We start from the raw sequence: 12,030 nt of genomic DNA, 5'->3' as shown, positions 1-12,030 counted from the left end.
TTATTTTTTCTATAATGGAGAAAGAATGACAAAAAGAGGGATGGATTGATGGATATTGACAAAAAAACAACGTTATATTGATCGCTTTTGGCTCATATTCAAATACTTGCTCATCTCGATTTTTATCGCCTTTATCTTGAGAGGATTCTTGTTTATACCGGTGCCTGTCGAAGGCAACTCGATGGAGAACGTTTTGAGTCAGGGCAACATGGTAGTGATGGAAAAAATCTCTGAGATCAAACGATTCGATGTCATTGTTTTTCAGTTATCTGATGGGACGATCTATATCAAGCGGGTCATCGGGCTACCTGGTGAATCGATCAGCTATCAGGATGACCAGCTACGTATCGATGGGAAAGTGGTCAAGGAACCTTTTTTAATGAAAAACATCAGATCTGATCATGAGAACGCTGCTTATACCACTGATTTCAACTTACAGGAGCTGACAGGAGAGACAAAGCTCCCCAGTGATAGTTACTTTGTCTTAGGAGATAATCGACGAGTTTCGAAGGATAGCCGTTCATTTGGCACAGTGTCAAAAGCTGATATATTGGGAAAAGCGAGATTTGTCTATTATCCGTTCGATGAGATCAAGTGGATCAAGTAAAAAATCAGAATAAAATAAGAAGAAAAAACAAAGAGATCAAAACACGAAGTTTCGGTCTCTTTGTTTTTTTCTCTAGGTTCGTTTGAAAACTTTTCTTGCTTCCAATGCTTTGATGAAAGAATAAATGACAGCCACTTGGATAGGTATCTGGAACATGTTACGAATGACTCTTCCCAAAAAGATCACCTTGAAATCTGCCCCGAACAGTACAGACATCAGCCACGAATTGATAAACAAGCTGACAGGGACCATGATCAGCAACTGAGCAATAATAACAGAAAGCAGATTGATTTTTTTATCATACAGCAGTAGACCATTGATGAAACCGCCAAGAAAAGCAGTGAGGAGAAAAGCCGCTTGGAATGTTCCTGAACCAAAAATAGTGAAATTCAAGGTGTTCGAAAGCATCTCCAATAGTCCCACCCAGATCGGTCCGTACAAATACCCCATCAGTGCCATACTCAAGAAACCGAATGTTATTTGAAAATAGGCAGGTCCAATCGCAATTTTGTAAAGAATGACGTCAAGGGCTAATAAAAGGGCAGAAGTCGACAGCAGTTTCGCGTTCATCGTTGGCAGAGTAAAGATATTTCTGGTCATCAAGGTGTTCAAAAAAATCGCTCCTTCACTAATTGATAGTAAAAGAATACCATAAAACCTCAAAGGTGTCATGACACCTTTGAGGTTTATTTTATATTCATTCATTTGGACATGAAAAAGATGCAGCTAAAAGACCAAAAAGGTCAGCCGCATCTTTTATTCGTCACATTCTCATCCACACAGGTTCCAATGTATTTCCATCTGGATCCTGTACTTCTAGAGAGAACATGTCATCTTCAGACATGCCCATATCGACTTCATGGAAAGTGCCGCCGTTTTCTTTGGCGATCTGTGCAAATTTTCTTACTTCATCCGCACTTGCGACACTAAAGGAAATCAATGCACCACTTGTTTTTTTGCTATCAGCGATCTCTTTGTCTTTGATAAATTTTTTATAAAAATCATGAGATAGCAACATGATCCAAAACGTATCGTCCCAGACCATCGAGCTAGCTTCCTCATTCGAATATTCTTCATTTTTCTTAAAACCCAACTTTTCATAAAACGCAACGGAGCGAGTGACATCGGCAACTGGAAAATTGACAAAAACCATGCTGTTCATTTTGTATCGTCTCCTTTCTGTCTGTACATCATCTCTTATTTTGAAAACGATGTCAAAAAATTTGTCTACCAAAAAAACACTCTTTGTTTCGTTTTATCAGATCAAAAACAAAAAAGTTCAGTCATAAAAAAGAAGATGTGCTAAAATGAGGAAAGATTACTGGCATGAAAGGAATTGAATGATCAATGACCATCCAATGGTTCCCAGGACACATGGCGAAAGCACGCCGTGAAGTTTCTGAAAAAATGAAATATGTAGATATCGTATTTGAATTAGTAGATGCACGATTGCCGTTGTCTTCCCGCAATCCTATGCTGGATCAGATCATCCAGCAAAAACCGCGTCTTGTTTTATTGAACAAAGCAGACTTGGCAGATCCGCAGCAAACGCGTTTGTGGCAGGAATATTTCCGCAGTCAAGGACATCAAGCGTTAGCGATCACCGCGCAAGAAAGCAAGGGGATCAAAGGACTTGTACCAGCAGCTAAAGAAGCACTGAAAGAAAAACGGGCACGTGATGCAGCAAGAGGTATCAAGCCACGAGCCATTCGTGCTATGGTTTTGGGGATTCCAAATGTAGGGAAATCGACATTGATGAACCGTTTAGTCGGCAAGAAGATCGCCCAGACAGGAAACAAACCCGGGGTGACGAAAGGCCAACAGTGGTTGCGTTTAGGCAGTGAACTGGAATTGCTTGATACGCCAGGGATCCTGTGGCCAAAATTCGAAGACGAAGAAATCGGCAAAAAATTAGCTTTGACTGGTGCTATCAAAGATCAGCTTGTCCATCTAGATGATTTGGCGATTTACGGCCTGGACTTTTTTACACGTTACTATCCAGGAAAAATCAGTGAACGTTATGGATTGACTACAGATCAGGAAGAACAACTGGCACCAGATTTGCTCATGGCTATCACCGCCAAACGCGGATACAAAGACGATTATGATCGAGGCAGTGAACTCGTTGTCCATGATATCCGGCAAGGGAAATTAGGACGCTACACACTCGACCGCTGGGAAGAAATGGGGCAGGGAAACGATGACTGAGTCGATCCAAAGCATCAAGGAACGATTAAAAATGATCCATACCTTAGATGATCCTTCGCTACTAGACTTGAGACAAGACAACAGAAAAGGAGTGCAGCAGGCTTTGCTGTCCTTTGAACGACGCTTGGCAAAAGAAGTGCTAGTCAAAGAAAAATACCAGGAAATGTCATTGTTTGAGAAACAAGGCTATGAACAAGGCCATCAATGGATCGCCGGGATCGATGAAGTAGGACGCGGGCCATTGGCAGGTCCAGTGGTGGCTGCCGCCGTCATTTTGCCACGTGAGGAAGTGATCCTTGGTCTGAATGATTCCAAACAGCTCTCTGAGAAAAAACGTGAGGAGCTCTATGAACAGATCCAGGAAAAAGCAGTAGCAATCGGCATCGGTATCGTTGATGAGCATATGATCGATGAAGTCAACATTTATGAAGCAAGCAAGTTAGCGATGATCCAAGCAGTCGAGAAACTGTCAGTCACCCCAACTTATTTGCTGATTGACGCGATGACACTAGATTTGCCGATCCAGCAGGAAAAGCTCATTAAAGGAGATGCCCGGTCCGTTTCGATTGCTGCAGCAAGTATCATTGCGAAAGTTTATCGGGACCGATTGATGAAAGACTATGGCCAGCTTTATCCCGGCTACGGATTTGACCACAATGCAGGCTACGGGACAAAAGAACATCTGGATGGATTAGCAGCTTTTGGCATCACGCCGATCCATCGTAAAAGCTTTGCTCCTGTAAAAAAATATCTAAATTAAAAATTTTTGCCGCTTTTTGCGTATCTTATTAAAAAAGACACATGAAAGGCGGATTTTATTATGGACCGTTTAGAAGAACAATTATTAAAAATGGCTTACGCCAAAGGGATCAGCAGCCAAGGCAAGTGGCTAGTCGCCAGTCATCTGATCCAATCCTCGAAAAAAATACTCACTTTTGAAGAAATCATAAAAATCGGTCGTATTACGACACATCGGGAATTGTTTCGACAAAGCTGGACTGAGATCGAAGAGAACTGGGCATCTTTAAAGAAAGAAAGGCGGTTCATCACTTGCTTCGATCCGCGTTATCCCCAGCAACTCCTGCATTTGGCTTATCCTCCGATCATCCTCTTTTACAAAGGTGACTTGACTTTGCTTAATAGCAAGATGCTTAGTGTAGTCGGCGGCAGACGATCTTCTATCTTAGCGCGTAAGACGGTCTATCGTCTTTTAGGACCGGTGATTGAAGCTGGTTATGTGATCGTCAGCGGTTGTGCCAAAGGGATCGATACGTTCAGCCATCATGCGGCCATCCATTGTGGCGGGAAAACGATCGGTGTGATCGGTACGGGAATCGATCAGGCTTATCCGCCAGAAAGCAGAGATCTGCAAGAAAAGATCGGAAAAGAGCACTTGCTGCTCAGCGAATACCCGCCACAAGCAGGTCCGAAGAAGCATCGTTTTCCTATGAGGAATCGGATCATTGCCGCTTTATCCCAAGGGACCTGTGTCATCGAGGCAAAGAAAAAAAGTGGTTCACTGATCACCGCGCAGCAAGCTCTGGATCTGGGGAGAACGGTTTTTTCTGTTCCAGGAAATATTTTAACAGAACATTCTACAGGATGTCATCATTTGATCCAAGACGGCGCCGTTTGCGCGGTTTCGGGGCAAGACATCTTAGCTGAATTCAAATAATAACAGTAGGCTTTTCATTTGCTTTTCTTGACAAACGTTTTCTGAATGGATATGATAAGCTACGATTTGTACGAATTCTCTTTTAAATAGTAGGAATACGACAAGTGAAAGGAGTCCATTCAGAAATGGCATATAAATATTTAGTGATTGTAGAATCACCTGCAAAGGCCAAAACGATTGAGAAATATCTTGGCCGTAATTATAAAGTAATGGCCAGTGTCGGTCATATAAGAGATCTACCGAAAAGTAAGATGGGGATCGATTTCGAGAACAACTACGAGCCTCATTATATTTCGATTCGCGGTAAAGGCGATGTCATCAAAAGTTTGAAGTCAGCGGCAAAAAAAGCGCAAAAAGTTTATCTCGCAAGTGACCCGGATAGAGAAGGGGAAGCAATCGCTTGGCATTTAGCTTATCTTTTGGGGTTGGATCTCAATGATAAGAATCGCGTAGTCTTTAACGAAATCACAAAAGATGCCGTCAAAGCAGCGTTCAAAGAACCTCGCACGATCAATGTCGATCTAGTAGATGCTCAGCAAGCTCGTCGGACACTCGACAGGATCGTTGGTTACTCGATCAGTCCGATCCTATGGCGCAAAGTCAAGAAAGGTTTGAGTGCAGGCCGTGTCCAATCTGTTGCACTGAAGATCATTATCGATCGGGAAAAAGAAATACGGGATTTCGTCCCAGAAGAATACTGGAGCATCGACGGAAACTTCAAAAAAGCTCGTAAAAAATTCAAAGCGAACTTTTGGGGGATCGACGGCAAGAAAAAGAAATTGCCAAATGCTGAAACAGTAAAAGAAGTCACTTCCAGAATCGAAGGTCAAGATTTCGATGTCAAGAAAGTAGAAAAGAAAGAGCGGAAAAGAAATCCTGCTAATCCTTTCACGACTAGCAGCCTTCAACAGGAAGCTGCCCGAAAATTGAATTTCAGGACAAGAAAAACGATGATGGTTGCCCAACAGCTTTATGAAGGGATCACTCTTGGGAAACAAGGAACAGTCGGTTTGATTACATATATGCGTACCGACTCGACACGTATTGCAGATACAGCAAAGGCAGAAGCAGCCTCTTTCATTGAAGAAACATATGGCAAAGAATTCTCGAGCCATGATCATCGAAAAATCAAAAATGCGCAAGGCGCACAAGATGCCCATGAAGCAGTGAGACCTACCAGTGTGCTTCGGACCCCTGACGAATTGAAGGCATACTTGGATAAGGATCAGCTGAAATTATACACACTGATCTGGTCACGTTTTGTTGCTAGTCAAATGACACCAGCGATTTTAGATACGATGAAAGTAACCTTGGAGCAAAACGGCGTGATTTTCATTGCCAATGGCTCAAAAGTGAAATTCAAAGGGTTCATGCAGGTCTATGTCGAAGGAAGAGATGACGGCAAAGAAGACAAAGAAAATATTCTCCCTGAATTAGAAGAAGGAGATGTCGTCCAATCTGTCGATATCGAACCGAAACAGCATTTTACTCAACCGCCAGCTAGATTCAATGAAGCGACACTGATCCGGGCATTGGAAGAAAATGGCGTAGGTCGTCCATCTACTTATGCGCCAACGCTTGATACGATCCAACGCCGGTATTATGTAAAACTGACACAAAAAAGATTCGAACCTACAGAGCTAGGTGAAATCGTCAATTCACTGATCTGCGAGTTTTTCCCTCAGATCGTCGATGTGCATTTCACTGCAGAGATGGAAGGGGATCTGGACAAGGTCGAAGAAGGAAAAGAAGCGTGGGTGAAAGTCGTTGACCGATTCTACAAACCATTTGAGAAAGAATTGACCAATGCAGAAGAAAAGATCGAGAAAATCCAGATCAAAGATGAACCAGCCGGCTTCGATTGTGATGTGTGTGGCCATCCGATGGTGATCAAATTAGGAAAATACGGTAAGTTCTATGCCTGCAGCAATTTCCCTGACTGTCGGAATACGAAACCAATCGTCAAAGAAATCGGGGTCACTTGTCCGTTGTGTCATGAGGGACAAGTCATCGAACGCAAGTCTAAGAAAAACAGGATTTTTTATGGTTGCTCACGTTTCCCAGAATGCGAATTTACATCTTGGGATAAACCGATCGGCAGAAATTGTCCAAAATGTGACCATTACCTTGTTGAAAAGAAAGTCAAAGGCGGCAAACAAGTCGTTTGTGTGAATGGCGATTACGAAGAAGACGTTCAGAAATAAAAAATAGCAGATAAAAAGAAAAGAGGGTTTTAGTTGAAAACAGTTAATGTTATCGGTGCGGGGCTTGCTGGAAGCGAAGCTGCATGGCAGATCGCGCAAGCAGGTGTACCAGTCCGTTTATATGAAATGCGTCCAGTGAAGACGACAGAAGCACACCATACAGGAGAATTTGCAGAACTTGTCTGTTCGAATTCATTGAGAGGAAACAGTTTAGTGAATGCTGTAGGATTATTAAAAGAGGAAATGCGTCGTTTAGATTCTGTAGTGATCACATCCGCAGACGAGACAGCCGTACCTGCTGGCGGAGCATTAGCTGTCGACCGAGATTCTTTTTCTCAAACCATCACTCGAAAAGTGAAGGAACATCCGTTAGTGACAGTCGTCAACGAAGAAGTCACCGCTTTGCCTGTAGGGATCACAGTGATCGCTACTGGTCCTTTGACTTCGCACCCGTTGGCAGAAAGTATCAAAGAATTCAACGGTTCCGATGGTTTTTATTTCTATGACGCAGCAGCACCGATCGTCGACAAATCGACGATCGACATGGACAAAGTATATTTGAAATCACGTTATGACAAAGGTGAAGCAGCTTATCTGAATTGTCCTATGACAGAAGAGGAATTCAAAGCATTCCACGAAGCGCTCGTCAATGCCGAAGTGGCTGAACTGAAATCTTTTGAAAAAGAAAAATATTTCGAAGGCTGCATGCCGATCGAAGTCATGGCTCAGCGTGGTTTCAAGACGATGCTGTTCGGACCGATGAAACCAGTAGGGCTGGAAGATCCTAAGACTGGTAAACGACCATATGCAGTGATCCAGCTGCGCCAGGACAATGCAGCAGCTTCTTTGTATAACATCGTTGGCTTCCAGACACATTTGAAATGGGGCGAACAAAAACGCGTATTCCGAATGATTCCAGGTCTGGAGAATGCAGAATTTGTCCGTTATGGAGTGATGCATCGGAACAGTTTCATGAATTCACCAGAATTATTGAAGCCGACTTATCAGTCGAAAAAACGTGAAGACTTGTTCTTTGCAGGACAAATGACCGGTGTGGAAGGATATGTCGAGAGTGCAGCGAGCGGACTGCTTGCAGGGATCAACGCAGCACGTCTTGCCAAAGAAATGGTGCCGATCGAGTTTCCACAAGAAACGGCAATCGGCAGCATGGCCTATTACATTACCCATGCAGAAGGAAAACATTTCCAGCCAATGAACGCAAACTACGGGTTATTCCCAGAGTTGCCAGAACGTATCAGAGATAAAAAAGCGCGTTATGAAGCTTTAGCACAAAGAGCTTTGGAAGCGAATGAACAAGTCAGAAAAGAATTAGCAAAAGAAGCATTACCGAATAATTAGCCTTAAAGGATAAGGGTGAGACAAGCAGTCTTGCTCTTTTTCTTGTGTGTCAGGAAAAAGCACGTGATTTCCGATCGATCTGTATCTGTGAGGATTATTCTTAAGAATTTCTCAAATAATCAGGTAATAAATTGCGCCAATTGTGAACAAACTTAGAAATATTGATTAAATTCTGACAATTTATTTGTTTTTTCACATCTGCTATGCTAAATTTATCTCTGGGATAAAAAGGAAGGTGCGAAAATGACAGAACAAACGTGGGAAGAAAAGTTTTTGCGTTACTTGATCGTTGAACGCGGGTATTCCGAAAAGACAAGAGCTGCATACGAAGAAGACATCGATGATTTCAAAGAATTTTTGGAAGAATCAGGGGATGCCGACTTGCTGAAAATCAATCATTTAGACGTTCGTGTCTATCTGAGTGTGTTGTCAGATAAAGAATACAGTCGAAACTCAATCAGTCGGAAGATCGCTAGTCTGCGCTCATTTTATCATTACCTTCTGAAAGAAGAAGCAGTGAAAGAAAATCCTTTTTCTTATGTCCATCTTAAAAAGAAAAGCTTGAGATTGCCTCGCTTTTTTTATGAGAATGAAATGCAGGTTTTATTTGATAGCGTAGCTGGGGACAGCCCGTTGGATTTGAGAAATCGAGCATTGCTGGAAGTCTTGTATGGTTCAGGGATCCGTTTGAGCGAATGCAGCGGCTTGAAAGTTTCGGATATAGATATCGATTCGGAGGTCATGCTGATCCATGGAAAAGGGAATAAAGAGCGTTATGCTCCGTTAGGCTCTTTTGCACAGGATGCCTTGCATGAATATTTTGAAAAGAGTCGCCGCTTTTTGATGGACAAGTACCACAAAGAACATGATTTCGTATTCATCAATCATCATGGCGATCCAATCACGCCGACTGGGATCGAATACGTCTTGAATCAAGCGATCAAAAAAAGCAGCTTGGATAGTGATATCCATCCTCATATGCTTCGGCATACCTTTGCGACACATCTGCTGAATAACGGAGCAGATATGCGGACAGTCCAAGAATTGTTAGGACACGCTGATTTGTCGACTACGCAGATCTATGCACATGTGACAAAAGAAAGCTTACAAAAAAATTACCGCTCTTTCCATCCAAGAGCGTAAAGAAACGTTAGAGAATAATCGATTTAGGAGGAACACAAATATGGTAGAATCACAATTCCATTCAACCACGATCTGTGCAGTTGAAAAAGATGGCAAATTTGCTATGGCCGGAGATGGTCAGGTAACGATGGGTGAATCGGTCGTTATGAAAGGAACAGCTAAAAAAGTGCGACGCATCTATAACGATGAAGTAGTTGTCGGCTTTGCAGGAAGTGTAGCAGATGCATTCACATTAGAAGAAAAATTTGAAGGCAAGCTCAATGAATATAACGGGAATCTACAACGTGCAGCTGTTGAACTTGCGCAAGAATGGCGTACACAACAATCGATGCAGAAGCTAGAAGCAATGCTGATCGTTATGAACGACAAAGAGATGCTTCTTGTTTCAGGAACTGGAGAAGTCATTACACCAGATGATGGTATTCTAGCTATCGGTTCCGGCGGTAATTTTGCATTAGCTGCTGCTCGAGCAATGAAGAATTATGCACATAACGAGATGAGTGCCAAAGAAATCGCAGAAAACGCGTTGAATATCGCAGCAGATATCTGTATCTTTACCAACCATAATATTATTGTAGAAGAACTATAACGAGGTGAATCACGAATGAATGAATTAAAACAAACACCACGACAAATCGTCAGTGAATTAGATGAATATATCGTAGGACAACAGGCAGCGAAAAAATCTGTCGCTGTTGCTTTACGTAACCGCTACCGCCGTCTGCAGCTGGACGAAAAAATGCAGCAGGACATCACACCTAAAAACATGTTGATGATCGGACCAACTGGTGTCGGGAAAACAGAGATCGCTCGTCGTTTGGCAAAAATCGTCAATGCGCCATTTGTAAAAGTCGAAGCAACCAAATTCACAGAAGTCGGCTATGTCGGCAGAGACGTGGAATCAATGGTCCGAGATCTCGTGGAAAATGCGATCCAGATCGTCGAAAAAGAACAATACAGTCGTGTATATTCAAGTGCCAAGAAAAATGCAGAAAAACGGTTAGTGAAAGTATTAGTACCTGGCATCAAAAAAGAACAGAAACAATCAACCAACCAATTCGAACAAATGATGAACTTGTTCAATGCTTCTCAGCAGAATATGGCAGAACCGCAAGAAGAAGTCACAGAAGACATTCGGGTGAATCGCCGTACCGTCTTAGAACAGCTGCAAAAAGGCTTGCTGGACAATCGAGAAGTCACGATCGAAGTGGAAGATCAGAAAAAACCAGCACCGATGATGAACAACGGACTGGAACAAATGGGGATCGATTTGAACGAAACACTCGGTGCATTGACACCAAAGAAAAAAATCGAGCGTACTGTGACTGTCAAAGAAGCATTGGAACTGCTGATCAAAGAAGAGTCAGCTAAACTAGTGAAAGATGCGGACATCCATAGCGAAGCAATTAAATTAGCTGAATCAAGCGGCATCATCTTCATCGATGAAATCGATAAGATCACTTCGAAATCTCAGCAATCAGGTGAAGTATCACGAGAAGGCGTACAACGAGACATCTTGCCGATCGTCGAAGGCTCCCAAGTGAATACGAAATACGGAGTTATCCAGACAGATCACGTCTTGTTCATCGCTTCTGGCGCGTTTCACTTGTCAAAACCAAGTGATCTGATCCCGGAATTGCAAGGACGTTTCCCGATCCGCGTAGAACTAGATGATCTTTCTACAGAAGATTTCGTCAAGATCTTGACTGAACCGAACAACGCACTGATCAAACAATATGTTGCACTGATCGGGACAGAGAATGTTTCAGTGACCTTTACGAAAGAAGCAATCGAGCGGATCGCACAAATCGCTTTTGATGTGAATCGTGACACAGATAATATCGGGGCACGAAGACTCCACACGATTCTGGAAAAACTGCTTGAAGACTTGTTATTTGAAGCACCAGACATGCAGATGGGTGAGATCACGATCACCGAAGCTTACGTAGATGACAAATTAGGATCCATTGCGGCAAACGAAGATCTAAGCCGCTATATATTATAAAATCGGAGGACGAACATGACAGACTTGCTAACGAAAACCCGCAAGATAAACACACTTTTGCAGCAAAAGAATACTTTTGATATGCAAGCAGATTTGCCTTACGATAAAATGGCTGTGACATTAGGAGGAATCCTAGACAGCAATACGTATATTATCGGCAGCAACGGCGTACTCTTAGGCTATAATGAACGCCATGATGTCAATAATGAACGGATCAAAACGATGTTTGTTGAAAAACAGTTTCCCGAATCCTACACGGATACAGTCGCTCAGCTGATGAAAACAGAAGCGAATATCCCGATCACAAGCGACATCACAGCGTTCCCTGTTGAATCACGAGAAAAATACCCATTTGGCTTGACGACGGTGGTGCCAATCTTTGGTGCAGGTGAACGCTTGGGAACGATCATTTTGTCCCGTATGGAGCAGGCATTCGCAGATGACGATCTCGTATTGGCAGAATATGGTGCGACTGTTGTCGGGATGCAGATCCTTTACCAGAAATCTCGCAGTATCGAGGCAGATGTGCGAAGTGCTACAGCTGTCCAGATGGCAATCAACACGTTGTCTTATAGTGAACTGAAAGCTGTGCAAGCTATTTTTGATGCGTTGGACGGAGACGAAGGCCGGTTGACTGCTTCGAATATTGCTGATAAAATAGGGATCACACGTTCGGTTATCGTCAATGCTTTACGCAAACTGGAATCTGCGGGAATCATTGAATCACGTTCGTTAGGAATGAAAGGAACGTATCTGAAAGTGTTAAACCCCCGATTTAAAGAAGAATTAGCAAAACATAGTTATTGATAGCAACGTAGTCAGTGTTGAA

12 protein-coding genes are annotated in these 12,030 nt (G+C 42.8%); 10 read left to right on the top strand and 2 right to left on the bottom strand.

Annotated elements, in window-relative coordinates; genetic code table 11:
- Window positions 1–55 precede the first annotated feature (55 nt).
- Window positions 56–607, top strand: a complete 552-nt coding sequence (gene lepB / locus G7Y42_RS09755; protein ID WP_165005885.1) for a signal peptidase I — start codon at window positions 56–58, stop codon at window positions 605–607.
- 72 nt (window positions 608–679) lie between these two features.
- Here lepB and G7Y42_RS09750 read toward each other — a convergent pair whose 3' ends face one another.
- Together G7Y42_RS09750 and G7Y42_RS09745 are read right to left on the bottom strand one after the other, a co-directional pair.
- Complete coding sequence (locus tag G7Y42_RS09750; protein ID WP_165005886.1) at window positions 680–1,219, bottom strand: folate family ECF transporter S component; 540 nt, start codon at window positions 1,217–1,219, stop codon at window positions 680–682.
- 151 nt (window positions 1,220–1,370) lie between these two features.
- Window positions 1,371–1,769, bottom strand: a complete 399-nt coding sequence (locus G7Y42_RS09745; protein ID WP_165005887.1) for a VOC family protein — start codon at window positions 1,767–1,769, stop codon at window positions 1,371–1,373.
- Window positions 1,770–1,954: 185 nt separating this feature from the next.
- Between G7Y42_RS09745 and ylqF the strand changes: the two genes are divergently transcribed.
- The 9 genes from ylqF to codY all read left to right on the top strand — a co-directional run bounded on the left by ylqF (window position 1,955) and on the right by codY (window position 12,008).
- Complete coding sequence (gene ylqF / locus G7Y42_RS09740; protein WP_165005888.1) at window positions 1,955–2,815, top strand: ribosome biogenesis GTPase YlqF; 861 nt, start codon at window positions 1,955–1,957, stop codon at window positions 2,813–2,815.
- Entirely contained in the window at window positions 2,808–3,575 is a 768-nt protein-coding gene (locus tag G7Y42_RS09735) for a ribonuclease HII (RefSeq protein WP_165005889.1), read from the top strand. The genes ylqF and G7Y42_RS09735 overlap by 8 nt, the downstream gene beginning before the upstream one ends.
- Window positions 3,576–3,635: 60 nt before the next feature.
- The gene (gene dprA, locus G7Y42_RS09730) at window positions 3,636–4,490 is read left to right on the top strand and encodes a DNA-processing protein DprA (protein WP_165005890.1); all 855 of its coding nucleotides are present in this window, start codon (window positions 3,636–3,638) and stop codon (window positions 4,488–4,490) included.
- A gap of 125 nt (window positions 4,491–4,615) precedes the next feature.
- On the top strand, window positions 4,616–6,694 hold the full coding sequence (topA, locus tag G7Y42_RS09725; RefSeq protein WP_165005891.1) for a type I DNA topoisomerase: 2,079 nt from the start codon (window positions 4,616–4,618) through the stop codon (window positions 6,692–6,694).
- Window positions 6,695–6,727: 33 nt separating this feature from the next.
- A complete protein-coding gene (gene trmFO, locus G7Y42_RS09720; RefSeq protein ID WP_165005892.1) occupies window positions 6,728–8,053 on the top strand; it encodes an FADH(2)-oxidizing methylenetetrahydrofolate--tRNA-(uracil(54)-C(5))-methyltransferase TrmFO in 1,326 nt (441 codons plus the stop codon).
- A 243-nt stretch (window positions 8,054–8,296) separates the two neighbouring features.
- Window positions 8,297–9,196: a tyrosine recombinase XerC gene (gene xerC, locus G7Y42_RS09715; RefSeq protein ID WP_165005893.1), complete on the top strand. Its 900-nt coding sequence runs from the start codon at window positions 8,297–8,299 to the stop codon at window positions 9,194–9,196.
- 40 nt (window positions 9,197–9,236) lie between these two features.
- Entirely contained in the window at window positions 9,237–9,785 is a 549-nt protein-coding gene (hslV, locus tag G7Y42_RS09710; protein ID WP_165005894.1) for an HslU--HslV peptidase proteolytic subunit, read from the top strand.
- Between the two features lie 15 nt (window positions 9,786–9,800).
- The gene (hslU, locus tag G7Y42_RS09705; protein ID WP_165005895.1) at window positions 9,801–11,201 is read left to right on the top strand and encodes an ATP-dependent protease ATPase subunit HslU; all 1,401 of its coding nucleotides are present in this window, start codon (window positions 9,801–9,803) and stop codon (window positions 11,199–11,201) included.
- 15 nt (window positions 11,202–11,216) lie between these two features.
- Window positions 11,217–12,008 (top strand): GTP-sensing pleiotropic transcriptional regulator CodY, encoded by a 792-nt coding sequence (gene codY / locus G7Y42_RS09700; protein WP_165005896.1) that lies wholly within the window; start codon window positions 11,217–11,219, stop codon window positions 12,006–12,008.
- The last annotated feature ends 22 nt before the right edge of the window (window positions 12,009–12,030 follow it).

The sequence above is a fragment of the Enterococcus sp. ZJ1622 genome (assembly GCF_011038845.1).
Lineage (GTDB): Bacteria > Bacillota > Bacilli > Lactobacillales > Enterococcaceae > Enterococcus_B.
The sequence above is the reverse complement of the archived record's forward strand: the minus strand, read 5'-3'. Positions and strand labels throughout refer to the sequence as shown.

Coding starts and splice junctions, on each gene's coding strand:
- G7Y42_RS09735 (WP_165005889.1), top strand. CDS start 2,808: ATGACTGAGTCGATCCAAAGCATCAAGGAACGATTAAAAATGATCCAT.
- ylqF (WP_165005888.1), top strand. CDS start 1,955: ATGACCATCCAATGGTTCCCAGGACACATGGCGAAAGCACGCCGTGAA.
- G7Y42_RS09745 (WP_165005887.1), bottom strand. CDS start 1,769: ATGAACAGCATGGTTTTTGTCAATTTTCCAGTTGCCGATGTCACTCGC.
- dprA (WP_165005890.1), top strand. CDS start 3,636: ATGGACCGTTTAGAAGAACAATTATTAAAAATGGCTTACGCCAAAGGG.
- xerC (WP_165005893.1), top strand. CDS start 8,297: ATGACAGAACAAACGTGGGAAGAAAAGTTTTTGCGTTACTTGATCGTT.
- hslU (WP_165005895.1), top strand. CDS start 9,801: ATGAATGAATTAAAACAAACACCACGACAAATCGTCAGTGAATTAGAT.
- codY (WP_165005896.1), top strand. CDS start 11,217: ATGACAGACTTGCTAACGAAAACCCGCAAGATAAACACACTTTTGCAG.
- hslV (WP_165005894.1), top strand. CDS start 9,237: ATGGTAGAATCACAATTCCATTCAACCACGATCTGTGCAGTTGAAAAA.
- topA (WP_165005891.1), top strand. CDS start 4,616: ATGGCATATAAATATTTAGTGATTGTAGAATCACCTGCAAAGGCCAAA.